This is a genomic window from Pseudoxanthomonas sp. J35, assembly GCF_000513995.1.
Taxonomy (GTDB): Bacteria; Pseudomonadota; Gammaproteobacteria; order Xanthomonadales; family Xanthomonadaceae; genus Pseudoxanthomonas.
This window is the reverse complement of record NZ_AZVB01000008.1, coordinates 1-17,982: the sequence shown is the minus strand read 5'-3', so window position 1 is coordinate 17,982 and position 17,982 is coordinate 1. Positions and strand designations below refer to the sequence as shown.

The following is a 17,982-nucleotide window of genomic DNA, read 5'->3' as shown; positions in this document are numbered from 1 at the left end:
CCGGGCCCTCCCATGAAGATCAAGCGTTTCGTCGCCCCGGACATGCGCACCGCGCTGCGGCTGGTCCGCGCCGAACACGGCGCCGATGCGGTCATCCTGTCCAACCGCCGCACCGAGGAAGGCGTGGAGATCGTCGCCGCCAGCAACTACGACGAGGAAGCGGTCCAGCGCGCTCTGGCCGAGGCGCAGCGGGCCGCCGAGCCGGCGCCGCAGCCGGATCCCGTGCTGGCCGCCCCTCTCCCGGCCCAGGCGCCGCGCCCGGACTTCGCCGCGGCCATGGCCGCGGCGCTGGCGCCCCCGCTTGCGGAGTCCGCCATGCGTTCGACGCCGGCAGCCGCGGTCGCGGCGGCCGATGCGCTCCCCGCGCCGGCGCCGGTCGCCGCGGTGCCGGCGCCGGCCAGCGACGAGCAACTGGCGGCCATGCGCGAGGAACTGGCGCAGATGCGGCGGATGATCGAGCGCGAGATGCACCGCCTGACCGACGAGCGCCTGCGTGGCTCCCCGGTCCGGCTGCAGGCCATGGAGTTGATGGAGGACTACGGCTTCGACGCCGACATCACCCGCGACGTGGTCCTGCAGTTGCCGCCGGACACGCCCCTGCACCGCGGCCGCGGCCTGATGCTGGGGCTGATCGCCCGGACCCTCCCGGTGTGCCCGGTCGACCCGCTGGACCAGGGCGGCGTCATCGCCCTGGTCGGCCCCACCGGCGCCGGCAAGACCACCACCATCGCCAAGCTGGCCGCCCGCTTCGTCGCCGCGCACGGCCCGCGCGACATCGCCCTGGTGACCACCGACACCGCCCGCATCGGCGGCCGCGAGCAGTTGCACGGCTACGGCCGCCAGCTGGGCATCGCCGTGCACGAGGCCGACAGCGACGCGGCCCTGATCCAGTTGCTGCAGCGCCTCCAGGACTACCGCACGGTGCTGGTGGACACCGCCGGCCTGGGCCAGCGCGACCGCGCCCTGGCCAGCCAGTTGAACTGGCTGCGCGCCGCGCGCCAGGTGAGCACGCTGCTGGTGCTGCCGGCCAATTCCCACTACGCGGACCTGGACGAGGTCGTGCGCCGCTTCGGCGCGGCCAGGCCGCAGGGCGTGGTGCTGACCAAGGTGGACGAGACCGGGCGCCTGGGCAGCGCGCTGTCGGTGGTGGTCGACCACCAGCTGCCGCTGACCTGGATCGCCGACGGCCAGCGCGTCCCGGACGACCTGCACCGGGCCAACGCCGCCAGCCTGGTCCTGCGCCTTGAAGATCTGCGCCGCGCTGCCGATAAGCCGAACAACCCGGAGCACGACCATGCTGCCGCATGAGCCCCGCCCCCTGACCATGCCACCTCCCAACGCGCCGCTCGCCCCCGTCCGCAGCATCGCCGTCACCGGCGGCAAGGGCGGCGTGGGCAAGACCAACATCTCGGTGAACCTGGCCGCCTCGCTGGCCGGGCTGGGCAAGCGCACCCTGCTGCTGGACGCCGACCTGGGCCTGGCCAACGTGGACGTGCTGCTGGGCCTGTCGCCGCAGCACACCCTGGCCGACCTGGTCGCCGGGCGCTGCGAACTGGAGGACGTCATCCTCGAAGGCCCGGGCGGGCTGCTGGTGGTCCCGGCCGCCTCGGGCCGCCGGCACATGGCCGAGTTGCAACCGGCCCAGCACGTGGGCCTGGTCAACGTGTTCAACGACCTGCAGCGCGAGCTGGACATCCTGGTGGTGGACACCGCCGCCGGCATCACCGACAGCGTGCTGACCTTCTGCCAGGCCGCGCAGGACGCGGTCGTGGTGGTCTGCGACGAGCCGGCCTCGCTGACCGACGCCTACGCCCTGATCAAGGTGCTGTCCCGCGAGCGCGGGGTGGACCGGGTACAGGTGGTGGCCAACATGGTGCGCAGCCCGGCCGAGGGCCGCGGCCTGTACGACAAGCTGGCGCGGGTCTGCGAACGCTTCCTGGGCGACGTCTCGCTCAACTACCTGGGCGCGGTGCCGCAGTGCGACTGGCTGCGGATGGCAGTGCAGCGCCAGCAGGCGGTGGCCACCGCCTACCCCGCCAGTCCCTCGGCCCGCGCCATCGCCGAGATCGCGCGGCGCGCGGCGCGCTGGCAGGCGCCGCTGGCCCCCCGCGGCAACATCGAGTTCTTCGTCGACCGGATGATCCGGCAGGGGGCCGTGGCATGAGCCTGGCCGCCACCGCCGAATACCGCGCCGTGCAGCGCGCCAGCGCCGGCGAATGCGTGACCCGCCACGCCGACCTGGTGCGGCGCATCGCCCACCACCTGGCCGCGCGCCTGCCGGCCAGCGTGGAGATCGACGACCTGATCCAGTCCGGCATGATCGGCCTGATCGAGGCCTCGCGCAGCTACGACCCCGAACAGGGAGCCTCGTTCGAGACCTACGCCTCGATCCGCATCCGCGGCGCGATGATCGACGAGATCCGGCGCGGCGACTGGGTGCCGCGCTCGGTCCACCGCCGCGCGCGCGACGCGGCCGCGGCGGTGCGCGAGATCGAGCAGGCCACCGGCCGCGCCGCCGCCCCGCAGGAGATCGCCGCGCGGTTGGACATGCCGCTGCCGGACTACCTGCGGCTGCTGGAGGACGCCTCCCGCGGCCAGGTGCTGAGCCTGGACTCGCACGTGGAGGACCATGGCGAGGTCCCGGTGCACGGCAACGGCCCCACCCCGCAGCAGGCCCTGGAGCGCAGCGACTTCGCCCGCGAGCTGGCCGCGGCCATCGCCCGGCTGCCCGAACGCGAGCAGCTGGTGCTGTCGCTGTACTACGAGCAGGAACTGAACCTGAAGGAAATCGGCGCCGTGCTCGGCGTCAGCGAGTCGCGCGTGTGCCAGATTCACGGCCAGGCCGTGCTGCGCCTGCGCGGCAGGCTGTCGGACTACGAGTCGCGCGACGCCGGCCTGGAAGACGGCTGAGTCCCCCGAACCCGCACCACCACTGGAGTACGAAGTGAACAAGAACATGCGCATCCTGATCGTGGACGACTTCTCGACGATGCGTCGCATCGTCAAGAACCTGCTCAACGATCTGGGTTACAGCAACACCGCCGAGGCCGACGACGGCCACAGCGCGCTGGCGGCCCTGCGCTCGGCCCCGTTCGACTTCGTGGTCACCGACTGGAACATGCCCGGCATGACCGGCATCGAGCTGCTGCGCGCCATCCGCGCCGACGAGAAGCTCAAGACCCTCCCCGTGCTGATGGTCACGGCCGAGGCCAAGCGCGAGCAGATCATCGAGGCGGCGCAGAACGGCGTGAACGGCTACATCATCAAGCCGTTCACCGCACAGACCCTGGAAGAGAAGCTCGGCAAGATCTTCGAGCGCCTGGCGGCCACCGCATGAACGCCGCCGCCGAGTCGCCCGAGCGCAGCGCGCTGATCCAGCGCCTGCACGACGCCCTGGACGCGCTGGAGCGCGGCGACGAGCGCGCGCTGCGCGCCGAGATCGACGCCCTGGCCGCCGCCCGCACCCGCCCGCTGGTGCAGGGCCTGGGCCGCCTTGCGCGCGAGCTGAGCCAGGCGCTGGGCGAGCTGCCGGCCGCCGGCGCCCACGCCGGCGAGCTGGACGACGCCTGCGCCCGCCTGGACCACGTGGTGGCCATGACCGAGCAGGCCAGCCACCGCACCCTGGACCTCACCGAGTCCTGCCGCGGCCTGGTCGAGCAGCTGCAGCGCACCGGCCTGGACGACTCGCAGCAGGCGCTGCTCGGGCAGATCCGCGGCCAGCTCTCTGAAATGGCGCTGGCGCAGAGCTACCAGGACCTGACCGGGCAGATCATCCGCCGCGTGGCCGGCATCGTGCGCCGCGTGCACGAGGGTTTCGGCGCTCTCGGCCTGCCGCCCCGCGAGGACGCGCGCGACCCGGCGCTGTCCGGCCCCGCGGTGGCCGGGCTGGACCGCCACGCCGTGTCCCAGGACGACGCCGACGCCCTGCTCTCCGGCCTGGGCCTGTGACGCCATGAGCGGGGTGACGCCGGAAATCGCCGCCGATTTCGTCGTCGAGGCGCAGGAGATCCTGGACCGCCTTGGCGAGCAGCTCGTCGCCCTGGAGCAGGCGCCGGACGACCGCGACCAGCTCAACGCGGTGTTCCGCGGCTTCCATACCCTCAAGGGCGGCGCCGGCTTCCTCGGCGTGCAGCCCATGGTCGAGCTGTGCCACGCCGCCGAGGAGACCCTGGGCGCGGCCCGCGCAGGCCAGGCGCGGCTGGAGGCCCAGCACTTCGACGCCGCCCAGCGCTCGCTGGACTGGCTGCAGAGCATGCTCGACGCGCTGTCCGCCGGCACCGAGCCCGAGCACGCCCCGCCGGAGCTGATCGCCCAGTTCGACATCGACGCCGCCGCACCGGTGCCCGCCCCCGCGCCGGCGGCGCCCGCGCCTGCTGCTCCGGCCCCCGCCTCCGACCTGATCGACGACGACGAGTTCGAGGCGCTGCTGGACCAGTTGCACGGCGCCGCGCCCCCCGGCGCCCGGCCGCTGCCCGCGGTGGCGGAAGCCGCCGCGCCGGCGCCCGTGGCTCCGCGCCCGCCGGCACAGCCGCCCGCGCCGAAGCCGGCCGCCGCGCCGCCGCGGCCGGCCGCGGCCGAGGCCGAGCAGGCCGTGCGCGTGGACACGCGGCGCCTGGACGCCATCGTCAACCTGATCGGCGAGCTGGTGCTGGCCCGCAACCGCCTCAAGACCCTGCGCGCGCGCCTGCGCGACGAGGAGCTGGACCGCGCCGTGGCCGGCCTGGACGTGGCCACCTCGCGCCTGCAGTCGGCGGTGATGCGCACGCGCATGCAGCCGGTGGGCAAGGTGTTCTCGCGCTTCCCCAAGGTGGCCCGCGACGTGGCCCGCTCGCTGCGCAAGGAAGTGGAGCTGGAGGTGGTCGGCGCCGAGACCGAGCTCGACCGCAACCTGGTCGAGGCCCTGGCTGACCCGCTGGTGCACCTGGTGCGCAACGGCATCGACCACGGCATCGAGGCGCCGGAGCTGCGCGAGGCCGCCGGCAAGCCGCGCGTCGGGCGCCTGCGCCTGGCCGCGCAGCAGGAAGGCGACTACGTCGGCATCGAGGTGCAGGACGACGGCGCCGGGATCGACCCCGAGCGGCTGCGCGCCAAGGCGCGCGAGAAGGGCCTGCTGGACGCCGAGGCCGCCGCGCGCCTGGGACCCGAGGAGTGCCTGAACCTGATCTTCCTGCCCGGCTTCTCCACCAAGGCCGAGGTCACCGACATCTCCGGCCGCGGGGTGGGCATGGACGTGGTCCAGTCGCGCATCCGCGAGCTGGGCGGCCAGATCCAGATCCAGTCCGAACTCGGGCGCGGCACCCGGTTCCTGATCCGGGTGCCGCTCACCCTGGCGATCCTGCCGACGCTCCTGGTGCAGGCGGGGGAAGCGGTGTACGCCCTGCCCCTGGCACGGGTGCAGGAGGTGCTGCATGCGGCGCCCTCGGCGCTGGGCTGGTTCGACGGCCGCCCGGTGCTGGACCGCCAGTCCCACACCCTGCTCCTGCTCGACCTGCGCCGCTGGCTGGGCCTGGCCCCGCTGGACGCCGCGCCGCTGACCGTGGTGGTGCTGCAGATGGGCGATGCGCGCTTCGGCCTGATCGTGGACCAGGTGCGCGGCCGCGAGGAAGTGGTGATCAAGCCGCTGCCGCGGGTCCTGCGCGGCCTGCCCGGCTATGCCGGCGCCACCCTCATCGGCGACGGCCGCCTGGCCCTGATCCTGGACGTGGACGGCTTGCGCGCCTCGGCCTGAGCCGGGCGCGCGTCGTATTCCCCTATCCCTCGCGCGTGCCCGGCGGCACGGAATGCAGCCGCGTCGGGCGGCGACCGCGGCAGGCCCGGCTCCGCGGCGTTCCATGCATGCGCGCGGTTCGCGCAAGACGGCGCTTGCGTGGTCCGGGCCTCTCCTGGACGAATCCCGCTGAAAAGGCGGATCGCTAAAGAGCACGGCACCCCCGCCGATACCGGCAGGCATGGACATCCTCAGTCTCGTCGGGTTGCTGCTGGCGCTGGTGGCGCTGGTCGGCGGCAGCATCCTCAAGGGCGCCGGGCTGGGCGCGCTCTGGTCCTCGGCCGCGTTCGTGATCGTGATCCTCGGCACCGTCGCGGCGATCTTCGTGCACACGCCGCCGCGCGTTTTCCGCCGCGCCCTCGGCATCCTCGGCTGGGTCATGCGCCCGCCGGTGTCCGAGCGCGAGGCGCTGATGGCGCAGATCCTCGAATGGAGCCACGTGGCGCGGCGCCAGGGCCTGCTGGGACTGGAGCCGCAGGTGCAGGAACAGACCGACCCATTCCTGCGCAAGGGCCTGCAGATGCTGGTGGACGGCGTGGAGCCGGAGCAGATCCGGCACATGCTGGAGATCGACCTGGACGGGCAGGAGCACCAGGACCTGGCAGCGGCCAAGGTGTTCGAGGGCATGGGCGTGTACGCGCCGACGCTGGGCATCATCGGCGCGGTGTTCGGGCTGATCGCGGTGATGAAGAACCTGGCCGACCCGAGCAAGCTCGGCCACGGCATCGCCGCCGCGTTCACCGCCACCATCTACGGCATCGCCTCGGCCAACCTGTTCTTCCTGCCCATCGCGGCCAAGCTCAAGAGCGTGATCGCCCGCCGCACCGGCGAGCGCGAGATGATCATCGAGGGGCTGATCGCCATCGCCCAGGGCGAGAACCCGCGGAACATCGAATCGAAGCTGGCCGGCTTCCTGCACTGATCAGCCGCGACCATGGCCCGGAGCAAGCGACACGAGGAGCACGTCAACCACGAGGCATGGGCGATTCCCTACGCCGACCTGCTGACGCTGCTGCTGGCCTTCTTCGTGGTCATGTACGCCATCTCGACCCTCAACGAGAGCAAGTACCGGGTGCTGGCCGACGCCCTGACCGCCGCCTTCGGCGGGGCGCCGCGCACGATCAGCCCGGTGCAGGTCGGCAACCACCAGTTGCAGGGCTCGGACTACGACCGACCCTCGCCGATCAAGTCCGGGGCCAAGCACGGCCCGTCGGCGCCTTCGCCCGCGCCCAACCCCACCCTGCTGCCGTCGCTGGCCTCGCACCTGCGTACCGGGCAGCCGATCGAGGTGACCAGCCGCGCGGCGGTGCAGCGCGCCCAGCGCCAGCTGGGCCACATCGCCGCGCGCATCGAGGACGCGCTCGCCCCGCTGGTGGACGCCCGCCTGATCACGGTCAAGCGCGCCGAACTGTGGCTGGAGGTGGAGATCAACAGCGACATCCTGTTCGACACCGGCTCGGCCGCGCTGGACCGGTCCGCGCGCGAGGTGCTCTCGCGCCTGGCGGCGGTGCTGCGCGACACGCCCAACCCGGTGCGGGTGGAGGGCTATACCGACGACCGCCCCATCGCCACCGCGCAGTTCCCCTCCAACTGGGAACTGTCGGCCGCGCGCGCGGCCAGCGTGGTCCACCTGTTCGTCGACCGCGGCCTGGCCCCGCAGCGGCTGGCGATGGTCGGCTACGGCGAATACCGGCCGCGGGCCGACAACCTGACCGAGGAGGGCCGCAACCGCAACCGGCGCGTGGTTCTGGTGGTGCTGGCGGCCCCCGGCGCCGATGCGGACGCGGGCCATGCGGTCAAGCCCGGCGCTTCGGCGCCGATATCGCAGGCGGGGCCTGCGCCCGGCGCCAGCGCCGCGGCCGGCGGCGGCAACCCGTAGAGGAGGATCCGAACGATGCGCGTGTGGGCGATCGCCAACCAGAAAGGCGGCGTAGGCAAGACCACCACCACCCTGGCCCTGGGCCGCGGACTGGCCCAGCGCGGACAGCGGGTGCTGCTGGTGGACCTGGACCCGCACGCCTCGCTCACGCGCGCCTTCGGCGTGCCCGCCGAGCCGCCGCCGGAAGGCGTCCTGGAACTGTTCGCCACCCCGCCGCGGCCGCTGGCCGCCCTGGCCCGCGCCAGCGCGGTGGAGCACCTGGCCTACGTCTGCGCCCAGACTGCGCTGGCCACCCTGGAGCGACGCAGCGCCAACCAGCCCGGGCTGGGCCTGGCGCTGTCGCAGGCGCTGGCGCGCCACGCCGGGCAGCACGACTACGTGCTGCTCGACTGCCCGCCCACGCTGGGCCTGCTGATGATCAACGCCCTGGCCGCGGCAGACCGCGTGGTCATCCCCACCCAGGCCGAGCCGCTGGCGCTGCACGGCCTGGTCGGCATGCGCCGCACCACGGAGATGGTGGAGCGCTCGCGGCGGCGGCCGTTGCCGGTCTCGGTGCTGCCGACCCTGTACGACCGCCGCACCCGCGCCGGCCAGGAGGCGCTCAAGCGCATGCAGGACGAACACGGCGACCGCGTCTGGGAGGATGCCATCCCGGTGGACACCCGCCTGTGCAACACCGAGCTGCTGGTGCAGCCGGCAACCGAGGATGGCTATCCGGGACGTGCCCTGTCCCGTTACCGGCGCGCGCTGGAATGGCTGCTGGCCAGCGACGCGCAGGCGCTGGAGCGCGCGGCATGAGCGCGGCCGCGGTGCTGGACGACTACCTGGACGGCCTGCTGGCGCCGGACTCGCCGCCGGCGCCGGCAACGACACCCGCGCCCCGGCCGCCGGCCACGGCGCTCCCGGCGGTTCCGCCGCGGGCGACGCCATCGCCGCCACGCCCGGTGCTGGCCGGCGCCGCACCGGCCTCGGCGCCGCTTCCGGCGCGCCCGGCAGAACGCAGGTCGCGCTGGCTGCGCCTGCGCTGCGCCGGACAGGCCTACGGGCTGGAGCTGCTGAAGGTCCAGGAGGTGGTGCTGCCCACCGCGCTGCTGCCGCTGCGCGGCACCCCGCCGGCGATGCTCGGGGTGATGAACCTGCGCGGCCAGGTGGTGCCGGTCCTGGACCTGGGCGTGCACCTGGGCCTGCCGCCGCAACCGTCGGCGCCGGCCACCCGCTTCGTGGTGCTCGAGGACAAGGGCGAGATCCTGGGCCTGCGGGTGTCGGCGGTGGAAGACGTGGCGACCCTGGCCGAGCACGAGGTCGAGGCCCCGGACGAGGCCCGCCTGGGACGGCTGCACAGCCGGCTGTTCCGAGGCGTGGCCCGGCAGTCCGGCGAACCGATGATCCTGCTCGATGCGTCCTGCCTGCTGGCCCCCGCCGCCGGGCCGGGCTGAAGCCGGCTTTCGCCCACGGGGATCGGTCGTGCCGGCGCGCGTTCCTGCGGACGTCCCGGGGCTGGGCCATGCACGCGGCGGCAACGCGCCACCTGCGCCCGGCACTGGCGATGCTCCCGCCGGAGCGTCGAAGCCGCGAGCCCGAGCCCCGCGAAAAGAACCTAAAGACCGGTCGCGGGCCGCCGCTATCGAGTCCAACCCCAACCCGGAAACGCGATGATCACCGTGCCCCTAGGCGAGGACCTTGGCATCGAGGCCAGCGCCGAGCTCAAGGAGCGCCTGGCGGCGCACCTGTCCGAACCGGCGCTGGCACTCGACGGCAGCGCGGTCAGGCACGTGCACACGGCCGGGATGCAGGTGCTGTGCGCCTTCTTCCGTACCCGCGGCGGGCTGGGCCGGCGCACCGAACTGCGCGACAGCAGCCAGGCGCTGCGCGACGCGGCGCGCCTGCTGGGCCTGTCCGCACAGTTGGGCCTCCCCCCCCAAGACGCAGCAGTCGAGAAGCAAACCGTGGAGAACGCCGCATGAGCGCACGTATTCTGGTAGTGGACGATTCGGCCTCGATGCGCCAGATGGTCTCCTTCGCCCTGACCTCCGCCGGCTACGCGGTGGAAGAAGCCGAGGACGGCCAGGTCGCCCTGGACCGCGCCCAGGGCCAGCGTTTCAACGCCGTGGTGACCGACGTCAACATGCCCAACATGGACGGCATCGCCCTGATCCGCGCCCTGCGCGGCCTGCCGGACTACCGGTTCACGCCGCTGCTGATGCTGACCACCGAATCGGCCGCCGACAAGAAGGCCGAGGGCAAGGCGGCCGGCGCCACCGGCTGGCTGGTCAAGCCGTTCAACCCCGAACAACTGGTCGCCACCGTCCAGAAGGTCCTGGGCTGATCCCCGCGAACACGTCCCGAGCCGCACCGCCATGAGCATGGACCTGCAACGCTTCCACGCCACCTACTTCGAGGAAAGTCGCGAGGGCCTGGACGCGATGGAGGCCGGGCTGCTGGCGCTGGAGGGCGGCAGCCTGGACCCCGAGGTGGTGAACTCGGTGTTCCGCGCCGCGCATTCGATCAAGGGCGGCGCGGCGACCTTCGGCTTCGAGAGGATGGCGGCGCTGACCCACGTGCTGGAGACGCTGCTGGACGAGATCCGCGGCGGCAAGCGCGCCCTGTCCGCCGGCGCGGTGGACGCCATGCTCGCCTCGGTGGACGTGCTGCGCGCGCTGCTGGCCGAGGCCGAGCACGGCAAGGCCGCCGACCCGGACGCGGTACAGGCGGTGCACGCGCGCCTTCAGCGGGAACTGGGATCCCAGGCCGCCGCGGAGCAGGCCGGGTCGGCCGAACCCGAGCCGGAGAGCTGGAAGATCGCCTTCTCCCCGGCGCCGTCGCTGTTCATGAGCGGCAACGACCCGCTGCGCATCCTGCGCGAACTGGAGCACCTGGGCCCGCTGGACGTCACCGCGCGGCTGGAGCGCATGCCCGACTTCCCCCAGCTGGATCCGCTGGAGGCCTGCATCGCCTGGGACCTGGGCCTGCACGGCCGGGTGCCGCGCAGCGCGATCGACGACGTGTTCGCCTGGGTGGTGGACGACTGCGAACTGGACATCCAGCCGCAGCCCCCCACGACCGGCACGGCCGGTGCAACGGCCGTGCCGGTCGCGACCCCCGCGCCCTCGCCAGTCGCCGCCGAGGCCGAAAGCTCGATCCGGGTGAGCGTGGACAAGGTCGACGCGCTGATCGATCTGGTCGGCGAACTGGTCATCACCCAGGCCATGCTCAAGCAGGTCAGCGGCGGCATGGACCCGGCGCAGGCCGAGCGTCTGTTCGCCGGCCTGGAGTTGCTGGAACGCAATACCCGCGACCTGCAGGAAGCGGTGATCGGCGTGCGCATGCTGCCCGTGGACGCGGTGTTCCGCCGCTTCCCCCGGCTGGTGCGCGACCTGTCCGCGCGCCTGGGCAAGCAGGTGCGCCTGCGCACCGTCGGCGAGGGCACCGAGTTGGACAAGGGCCTGATCGAGAAGATCGCCGACCCGTTGGTGCACCTGGTGCGCAACGCCATCGACCATGGCCTGGAGTCGCCGCAGGCGCGCCGCGACGCCGGCAAGGACGAGACCGGCACCATCACCCTGGCCGCATCGCACCAGGGCGGGCACATCGTGATCGAGGTGGCCGACGACGGCCGCGGCCTCGACCGCGCGCGGATCCTGGCCAAGGCCGCCGAGCGCGGGCTGCCCGTGCCCGACCATCCGAGCGACGCCCAGGTCTGGGACCTGATCTTCCAGCCCGGCTTCTCCACCGCCGAGCAGATCACCGACCTCTCCGGCCGCGGCGTGGGCATGGACGTGGTGCGCAAGAACATCCAGACCCTCGGCGGCGAGATCCAGATCGAGAGCAGCCCGGGGCGCGGCACCCGCGTGGTGATCCGGCTGCCGCTGACCCTGGCCATCCTCGACGGCATGGCGGTGTCGGCCGGCGGCGAGATCCTGATCCTGCCACTGAGCCATGTGCTGGAAGCCTTGCAGCCGCAGGTGGCCGACGTCCGCACCGTCGCCGGCGAAGGCCGGGTGCTGCGGGTGCGCGGCGAGTACCTGCCGCTGCTGTCGCTGGCCGGCCACTACGGCTACGACGGCGGCGGCGAGGAATCGCTGGTGGTGGTGGTCGAAGGCGACGGCCATAGGCTGGCGCTGGAGGTCGACGAGCTGGTCGGCCAGCAGCAGGTCGTGGTCAAGAACCTGGAGAAGAACTACCGGCGGGTTCCCGGCATCTCCGGCGCGACCATCCTCGGCGACGGCCGCGTCGCCCTGATCGTCGACGTCGGCGGGCTGGCGCGCATGCGCCAGCAGGCCGCCCTGCCCCGGGTGGCCTGACACTATCTGCCCTCCGCGCCTGTCCTTGGCCTGGCGCTCAACGGCCGCAACCGTGTAGTCTTGCCGCACCATGCCGGGACAGGGAATCCGCATGGGCGCGACGGTTGCATGCCTGCAGCGAACACAGCCCCACCATGATTCATTGCGGGCACTCAAGCGCGATGGGCGTCCCGTATGCGCACCCGAAATCTGGTAGGAGGCCGTCATGAACCCCATCCTCCGCTGGCTCAGGCGTCCTGCCATCGCCAACCCCGTGGACCGGCGCAACGCGCCGTTCATCCAGGGGCTGTTGCTGTTCTTCGGCATCTTCGTGCCCATCAACAAGGCGGTCTTCCTGTACGCGGTCGGCTCTGGGCAGTTTCCGCGCCCGGACTCACTGAAGCTGTGGGCGGACGTGGCGACCGACGTCCTGCTGGTCGCTGCGGCCTGGGTCGCCCTTTGGCGGGTCCGCAAGGGGCTTTCCGCGAGGGCGTTGCGCTTTTCCTCGCGGTCACGACGGCTTGCATCGGCATCGCCTACGCCAGCGTCGGACTGGTGCGCGTGGGCCTCGATCCGATCCCCTTGTTGCTGCTGTCGCTGGCCGGGCTGGTCATGGGACGCCGCGCACTGTGGCTGATGCTGGGATCGTTCGCGGCGATGCTGCTGGCCTGCGCGGTGCTGGACATGTTCCGCGCCGACCCGGTCGCTCCGGCCACCACCTTCGGCAAGGCCCTCTCCATCGCCGGGATCTGGCTGATCATCGCCCTGGTGCTGGACCGGACCGTCGCGGCCCTGCGCGACAGCCTGGAGGAATCCGAGCAACGGGGCCGAGCGCTGGAGCAGGCGTACCAACGGCTGGAGGCCGAGACCGCCGAGCGCGAGCGCACCCGCGAGCAACTGATCCATTCGCAGAAAATGGAACTGGCCGGTCGCCTCGCCAGCGGCCTGGCGCACGACTTCAACCACATCCTGTCCATCATCCTGGGATACGCCCAGCAGCGCCGCCGCCTGGCCGCCAACGGCGGCGAAGCGGCGCTGATGGGGGCGCTGGAAGGCGTGGAACTGGCGACCCGCCGCGCCACGGCGATCAGCAGGAAGCTGCTGAACTTCAGCCGCCTGGACGTTCGCCGCCCCGAGACCTTCGACGCCGGTCCGGCGCTTGAAGAGCTGAGACCGATGCTGCGGCAGTTGCTCGGCTCGCGGATCCAACTGCACCTGGAGCGACCGCAGGCCCCTCTTCCGATCCGCATGGACCGAGGCGACTTCGAGTTGACCATCCTCAATATCGCCGGCAACGCCAAGGACGCGCTGGACGAAAGGGGAACGTTCCGGTTGACCGCCTCGCGCGACGACACGGCCGGCACGGTGGTGCTGACCTGGAGCGACGACGGCCCGGGCATACCCGAATCGGTGAGGGACCGCGTGTTCACGCCCTTCTTCACCACCAAGCCCCTGGGCGAAGGCACGGGACTGGGGCTGTCCGTGGTGCAGGACATCGTCCTCGTGGCCGGCGGCCAGATCGGCATCGAATGCCCGCCCGAGGGCGGCACCTCGGTCCGCATCGTGCTTCCCCTGGCTACGCCGCCGCACGCTGCCTGATCGTCCCCCGCATGCTTTCCCTGCGGGAGTGCACGGGGCATCTTGCTCCCCATATCGTGCACGTGGCCACCGAGACCGCGGTATTGCTGGCGATGGTACGGCGACACACGGCGAGTGCGGCGCCTTGTAGGCGCACCTGCCCGGCCCCGGCGCCCGCCCTGGGCCGCACACCGGCGTCAACTCTGGCCCGGCGGCGCCGATAATCCTTGATGGCCACCCGCCCATCCCTCCGACCCATGCCGGTACCGAACGAACCCAACGCCGTCCCCCGGGACCCGGAGGATCCGGATCGCTTCCGGATCCATGATCCGCGCGAAATCGTGCGCGTACTGCAGGCCCTGGCCGAGGCCGGGGCGCTGATCAGCGCGCAGATCCTGCCCGGCGGGCACCCCTGCCCGACCGCGATCCTGCGGGTGGAGCCCGAGGCCGGCGGGGTATTGATCGACGGCAACCGCAACGAAGCGGTCAACCAGCGCATGGCCGCGGCCGAGCAGCTGGCCTGCGTCTCCCGGCTGGACCGTATCCGGATCGAGTTCCGCCTGCGCGGACTGCGCCGGGTGGAAGAGGCCGAGGGCGCCGCCTTCCACGCCCCGTTGCCGGAATGGGTGCTCAAGCTGCAGCGGCGCGAGCTGTACCGCGTGGCGCTGGTGCCCGGCCCGATGGCCACCGTCCAGGTGCCGCCCCCGCCCCCGCCCCCGGGCACGGACGCGGCCGGGGACCTGCAGCGAGCGCCGGATCCGGTGCTGGCACGGGTGCTGGACCTCAGCGGGAGCGGCCTGGCGCTGGCGGTGCGCGACGAGGACGAGACCCGGTTCCGCCCCGGCGCCGTGCTGGCGGACTGCCTGTTGCAACTGCCCGGGACCGATCCGCTGCCGGTCGCGCTGCAGGTGGCCCACCTCTCCCGTCGGGAGCCGTTGGCCGGCGCCAGCCTGCGCGCCGGCTGCCGCTTCGTGGACCCGGCTCCGGCGCTGGAGAACCGGATACTGCGCTACATCTTCCGCCTGGAACGCCAGCGCAGCGCGCGCGAGCGCCGGGCGGTGTGAGCCGTCGCCCGGCCGGCTCGGGCCGACCACGGGCACGCAGCCAGCCTTTCGCCGGGCCTGGCGACGTGCGCGGCCGCCATCCACCCTGCCGCCACTGCGGGAACGGCAACGAGGCACGCGCCTAAAGTTGCCGCCGGGGCGGCCGATGTTCCCGGGGAACCGATCCGCGCCGCGGCGCGGCAGCCCTGCAGGAGCGCCCCCGATGAGCAGTACCCCGGCCGGGAACACCGGCGAGTTCCTCACCTTCACCCTGGGCGACGAGCACTACGGTGTCGACATCCTCAAGGTGCAGGAGATCCGCGGCTACGACGCGGTCACCCGCGTGCCCGACGCCCCCGACTACATCAAGGGCGTGATCAACCTGCGCGGGACCATCGTCCCGGTGATCGACCTGCGCCTGAAGCTGCGCCTGCGCGAGGCCCGCTACGACGCCTTCACGGTGATGATCGTGCTCAACGTCGAGGACCGGGTGGTGGGCATCGTGGTCGACGGGGTGTCCGACGTGGTCCCGCTGTCGGCCGAGCAGATCCGGCCGACCCCCGAGTTCGGCGCCGGCGTGGACACCCGCTTCATCTCCGGCATCGGCACGCTCGACGAACGGATGCTGATCCTGCTGGACATCGACACACTGCTCGACAGCGCCGACATCGGCAGCGCCGCGGAGAAGGAAGCGCTGGAGGCCTAAAGTCCGCCGCCCCGGCGCCGATAGGCGGTCAAGGCCCCGCCGGCCGCCCCTTCCCCATCCTTGCACTGGAGTAGACGCATGAAGCCCGACCTCAAGATCCTGATCCTGATCCTGGCCAGCGCCGCGCTGGCCGCGCCATTGGCCGCCACGGCCCAGGAGGCCATCCCGGCCGAGCACGCCGTCCGCTTCGTCGGCAAGGACGGCATGGTCTGCGGCAAGGTGGAAAAGACCCGTTATGCGCAGAACTCCGAAGGCGAGCCGACGTTCCTGTACATGGGCGGCGCCTTTCCCCGCCATACTTTTTCCGCGCGCATCCCGGGCGACCAGCGCGACAAGTTCCGTCCGACTCCCGAGGAACTGGAAGGCCGCGACATCTGCGTGATCGGCACCATCCGCCGCGACGCGAGCCGGGCCGAGATCGCCGTCACCTCGCCGTCCAACATCAAGCTGGCCACCATCAAGTGACCGCCGGTCCGGGCGCGCGAACGCGCCCGGACCGTCCCTTCCGCAAGCCAGGGGACAACGTTCCATGCATCGGCTCAAGAATCTCAAGCTCGCGCCCAAGCTCATGCTGGCTTTCGGCGTGGTGCTGGCACTCATGGTCGCCCAGGGCGCAGGCGCCTACTTCGGCCTCGCCTCGCTCGACCGCGCCACGGCCCACCTGGCAGGCAACGTCGTGGACAAGGTGGCCACCGCCGCCGAACTGCGCGCGCTCCTGGGCGAGTTCCGCACCGCCTCGTACCGCGGCCTGGTGCGCGCCAGCGACGCAGTCAAGCAAGAGGCGCGCCGCCGCACGGCCGACCTGGCCCGGCAGATCGACCGGACCGCCGCCGACTACGGCCGCCTCCTGGCCACGGCCGAGGAGCGCAAGGTCCACGAGCGGTTCGTCGCCGCCTGGGCCAAGGCCAAGGCGTCCTACGGCTCGGTCGACGAGATGATCGACCTGGACCTGCCCGACGACGCCCTGGACACCTTCCTGGGCGAGACCAACGACCTGCACAACCAGGCCGCCGGCGCCGTCACCGCGCTGATCGAGGAAGCCGATCGCCAGGCGCAGGCCGCCAGCGCCAACGCCAGCAAGGCCTATGCCGCCTCCGGATCGGTCATCGTGATCATGTTGCTGGTGGGCATCGGCGGCGGCATCGCCATCGCCCTGCTGTTGGCGCGTGGCCTGGCCGGCGCCATGCGCGAGGCCGTCGGGGTGGCCAACGACGTGGCCGGGGGCAAGCTGGACAGCCGCATCGATACCTCGCGCCAGGACGAGATCGGCGACCTCATGAAGGCGCTGCAGCGGATGCAGCGCGACCTGCGCGAGCGCACCGAGCGCGACCAGCGCGCCGCTGCCGAGAACCTGCGCATCCGTACCGCGCTGGAAAGCTCCACCACCGGCCTGATCATCACCGACCGCGAGCTGGAGGTCGTCTACACCAACCCGGCGCTGCGCCGGATGCTGGAAGGCTATTCCGACCAGATCGTGGCCACCCTGCCGGACATCGACCCGGCGCGCCCGCTGGTGGGCCAGCCGGCCTCGGTCCTGGAGCACGGCGGCAAGATCGACCCGGCCCTGCTCGCCCGCCTGGAGCGCGACGGCCACGCCCAGCGCGAGATCCAGTACGGCCGGGCCTGCTTCGAGCAATACATCTCGCTCATCCGCGACGCCGACGGCGAGCAGGTGGGCACCGTCTGCGAATGGCGCGATCGCACCCTGGAAGTGCAGGTGGAGCAGGAAGTGGCGCGCGTGGTCCAGGCCGCCGCCGCCGGCGACCTGTCCGGGCGCATCGAGACCGAAGGCAAGCGCGGGTTCCTGCTGCAACTGGCCGAGCAGCTCAACGTGCTGCTGGACGCCAACGCGGTGAGCCTGTCGGAAGTCTCACGCCTGCTGACGGCGCTGTCGCAAGGCGACCTGACGGTGCGGATGGAGGGCGAGTTCCACGGAGTGTTCGCGCGCATGCGCGACGACGCCAACGCCACCGTGGCCCAGCTCACCGCCATCGTCTCCCGCATCCAGGACGCCTCGGCCGCCATCAACACCGCCTCCACCGAGATCGCCTCCGGCAACAACGACCTGTCCCGCCGCACCGAGCAGCAGGCCGCCAACCTCGAGGAAACGGCCGCCTCCATGGAAGAACTGACCTCCACCGTCAAGCAGAACGCCGACCACGCCCGACAGGCCAACCAACTGGCCATCGGCGCGGCCAACGTCGCCTCCGAGGGCGGACAGGTCGTCGGACAGGTCGTGGCCACCATGGCCGACATCCAGGCCGCCTCGCGCAAGATCGCCGACATCATCTCCGTCATCGATGGCATCGCCTTCCAGACCAACATCCTGGCCCTGAACGCGGCCGTGGAAGCCGCACGCGCCGGCGAACAGGGCCGCGGCTTTGCCGTGGTCGCCACCGAGGTCCGATCCCTGGCCCAGCGCAGCGCCACCGCCGCCAAGGAAATCAAGGCCCTGATCGAGGATTCCACCGGCAAGGTCGCCGACGGCGCCGCCCTGGCCGAGCGCGCCGGCAGGACCATGGGCGAGATCGTGGCCTCCGTGCAGCGGGTCACCGACATCATGGCCGAGATCAGCGCCGCCTCCCAGGAACAGGCCGCCGGCATCGAGCAGGTCAACCAGACCATCGTGCAGATGGACGAGACCACCCAGCAGAACGCCGCCCTCGTGGAAGAAGCCTCCGCCGCCGCGCGCGCCATGGAGGAACAGGCCGCTGGCCTGGCACAGGCCA

The 17,982-nt window shown here is 72.3% G+C and carries 17 protein-coding genes and 2 pseudogenes; all 19 read left to right on the top strand.

Going from position 1 to position 17,982, the window contains the following annotated elements; all coding sequences use genetic code 11:
- Window positions 1-12: 12 nt before the first annotated feature.
- Window positions 13-1,308, top strand: coding sequence for a flagellar biosynthesis protein FlhF (flhF, locus tag PSEJ35_RS0106320; RefSeq protein WP_028917056.1), 1,296 nt, complete (start codon window positions 13-15; stop codon window positions 1,306-1,308).
- Window positions 1,295-2,164, top strand: coding sequence for a P-loop NTPase (locus tag PSEJ35_RS0106315; protein ID WP_051412551.1), 870 nt, complete (start codon window positions 1,295-1,297; stop codon window positions 2,162-2,164). Before flhF ends, PSEJ35_RS0106315 begins: the two co-directional genes overlap by 14 nt.
- Window positions 2,161-2,910 carry an RNA polymerase sigma factor FliA gene (locus tag PSEJ35_RS0106310; RefSeq protein WP_028917054.1) on the top strand — a complete coding sequence of 250 codons (750 nt, stop codon included), beginning with the start codon at window positions 2,161-2,163 and terminating at the stop codon, window positions 2,908-2,910. Before PSEJ35_RS0106315 ends, PSEJ35_RS0106310 begins: the two co-directional genes overlap by 4 nt.
- Before the next feature lie 34 nt (window positions 2,911-2,944).
- On the top strand, window positions 2,945-3,337 hold the full coding sequence (gene cheY, locus PSEJ35_RS0106305) for a chemotaxis response regulator CheY (protein WP_028917053.1): 393 nt from the start codon (window positions 2,945-2,947) through the stop codon (window positions 3,335-3,337).
- Window positions 3,334-3,948, top strand: coding sequence for a protein phosphatase CheZ (locus PSEJ35_RS0106300; RefSeq protein ID WP_028917052.1), 615 nt, complete (start codon window positions 3,334-3,336; stop codon window positions 3,946-3,948). Before cheY ends, PSEJ35_RS0106300 begins: the two co-directional genes overlap by 4 nt.
- Window positions 3,949-3,952: 4 nt before the next feature.
- Window positions 3,953-5,728, top strand: coding sequence for a chemotaxis protein CheA (locus PSEJ35_RS0106295; RefSeq protein WP_028917051.1), 1,776 nt, complete (start codon window positions 3,953-3,955; stop codon window positions 5,726-5,728).
- A 220-nt stretch (window positions 5,729-5,948) separates the two neighbouring features.
- Complete coding sequence (locus PSEJ35_RS0106290) at window positions 5,949-6,689, top strand: flagellar motor protein (protein ID WP_028917050.1); 741 nt, start codon at window positions 5,949-5,951, stop codon at window positions 6,687-6,689.
- A gap of 12 nt (window positions 6,690-6,701) precedes the next feature.
- A pseudogene (gene motD, locus PSEJ35_RS0106285) lies at window positions 6,702-7,526 on the top strand (flagellar motor protein MotD); the annotation flags it as partial.
- A 135-nt stretch (window positions 7,527-7,661) separates the two neighbouring features.
- Complete coding sequence (locus PSEJ35_RS0106280) at window positions 7,662-8,444, top strand: ParA family protein (RefSeq protein WP_028917048.1); 783 nt, start codon at window positions 7,662-7,664, stop codon at window positions 8,442-8,444.
- Between the two features lie 74 nt (window positions 8,445-8,518).
- Window positions 8,519-9,082: pseudogene (locus PSEJ35_RS15575) on the top strand (chemotaxis protein CheW); the annotation flags it as partial.
- A 216-nt stretch (window positions 9,083-9,298) separates the two neighbouring features.
- Window positions 9,299-9,610: an STAS domain-containing protein gene (locus PSEJ35_RS0106270; protein ID WP_028917047.1), complete on the top strand. Its 312-nt coding sequence runs from the start codon at window positions 9,299-9,301 to the stop codon at window positions 9,608-9,610.
- Window positions 9,607-9,972, top strand: a complete 366-nt coding sequence (locus tag PSEJ35_RS0106265) for a response regulator (RefSeq protein WP_028917046.1) — start codon at window positions 9,607-9,609, stop codon at window positions 9,970-9,972. Before PSEJ35_RS0106270 ends, PSEJ35_RS0106265 begins: the two co-directional genes overlap by 4 nt.
- 31 nt (window positions 9,973-10,003) lie before the next feature.
- Window positions 10,004-11,947: a chemotaxis protein CheA gene (locus PSEJ35_RS0106260; protein ID WP_028917045.1), complete on the top strand. Its 1,944-nt coding sequence runs from the start codon at window positions 10,004-10,006 to the stop codon at window positions 11,945-11,947.
- A gap of 205 nt (window positions 11,948-12,152) precedes the next feature.
- Entirely contained in the window at window positions 12,153-12,563 is a 411-nt protein-coding gene (locus tag PSEJ35_RS17435; protein ID WP_198014159.1) for a hypothetical protein, read from the top strand.
- Complete coding sequence (locus PSEJ35_RS15570; protein ID WP_198014158.1) at window positions 12,488-13,525, top strand: ATP-binding protein; 1,038 nt, start codon at window positions 12,488-12,490, stop codon at window positions 13,523-13,525. The genes PSEJ35_RS17435 and PSEJ35_RS15570 overlap by 76 nt, the downstream gene beginning before the upstream one ends.
- A gap of 209 nt (window positions 13,526-13,734) precedes the next feature.
- Entirely contained in the window at window positions 13,735-14,568 is an 834-nt protein-coding gene (locus PSEJ35_RS0106250; RefSeq protein WP_084635457.1) for a flagellar brake protein, read from the top strand.
- A gap of 202 nt (window positions 14,569-14,770) precedes the next feature.
- Window positions 14,771-15,253 carry a chemotaxis protein CheW gene (locus tag PSEJ35_RS0106245; protein ID WP_028917043.1) on the top strand — a complete coding sequence of 161 codons (483 nt, stop codon included), beginning with the start codon at window positions 14,771-14,773 and terminating at the stop codon, window positions 15,251-15,253.
- Between the two features lie 78 nt (window positions 15,254-15,331).
- A complete protein-coding gene (locus tag PSEJ35_RS0106240) occupies window positions 15,332-15,718 on the top strand; it encodes a hypothetical protein (protein WP_037082602.1) in 387 nt (128 codons plus the stop codon).
- A 64-nt stretch (window positions 15,719-15,782) separates the two neighbouring features.
- The coding region (locus PSEJ35_RS0106235; protein ID WP_028917041.1) for a methyl-accepting chemotaxis protein at window positions 15,783-17,982 on the top strand (2,200 nt) is incomplete at its 3' end.

Coding starts and splice junctions, on each gene's coding strand:
- flhF (WP_028917056.1), top strand. CDS start 13: ATGAAGATCAAGCGTTTCGTCGCCCCGGACATGCGCACCGCGCTGCGG.
- PSEJ35_RS0106315 (WP_051412551.1), top strand. CDS start 1,295: ATGCTGCCGCATGAGCCCCGCCCCCTGACCATGCCACCTCCCAACGCG.
- PSEJ35_RS0106310 (WP_028917054.1), top strand. CDS start 2,161: ATGAGCCTGGCCGCCACCGCCGAATACCGCGCCGTGCAGCGCGCCAGC.
- PSEJ35_RS0106300 (WP_028917052.1), top strand. CDS start 3,334: ATGAACGCCGCCGCCGAGTCGCCCGAGCGCAGCGCGCTGATCCAGCGC.
- PSEJ35_RS0106295 (WP_028917051.1), top strand. CDS start 3,953: ATGAGCGGGGTGACGCCGGAAATCGCCGCCGATTTCGTCGTCGAGGCG.
- PSEJ35_RS0106290 (WP_028917050.1), top strand. CDS start 5,949: ATGGACATCCTCAGTCTCGTCGGGTTGCTGCTGGCGCTGGTGGCGCTG.
- PSEJ35_RS0106280 (WP_028917048.1), top strand. CDS start 7,662: ATGCGCGTGTGGGCGATCGCCAACCAGAAAGGCGGCGTAGGCAAGACC.
- PSEJ35_RS0106270 (WP_028917047.1), top strand. CDS start 9,299: ATGATCACCGTGCCCCTAGGCGAGGACCTTGGCATCGAGGCCAGCGCC.
- PSEJ35_RS0106265 (WP_028917046.1), top strand. CDS start 9,607: ATGAGCGCACGTATTCTGGTAGTGGACGATTCGGCCTCGATGCGCCAG.
- PSEJ35_RS0106260 (WP_028917045.1), top strand. CDS start 10,004: ATGAGCATGGACCTGCAACGCTTCCACGCCACCTACTTCGAGGAAAGT.
- PSEJ35_RS17435 (WP_198014159.1), top strand. CDS start 12,153: ATGAACCCCATCCTCCGCTGGCTCAGGCGTCCTGCCATCGCCAACCCC.
- PSEJ35_RS0106250 (WP_084635457.1), top strand. CDS start 13,735: ATGGCCACCCGCCCATCCCTCCGACCCATGCCGGTACCGAACGAACCC.
- PSEJ35_RS0106245 (WP_028917043.1), top strand. CDS start 14,771: ATGAGCAGTACCCCGGCCGGGAACACCGGCGAGTTCCTCACCTTCACC.
- PSEJ35_RS0106240 (WP_037082602.1), top strand. CDS start 15,332: ATGAAGCCCGACCTCAAGATCCTGATCCTGATCCTGGCCAGCGCCGCG.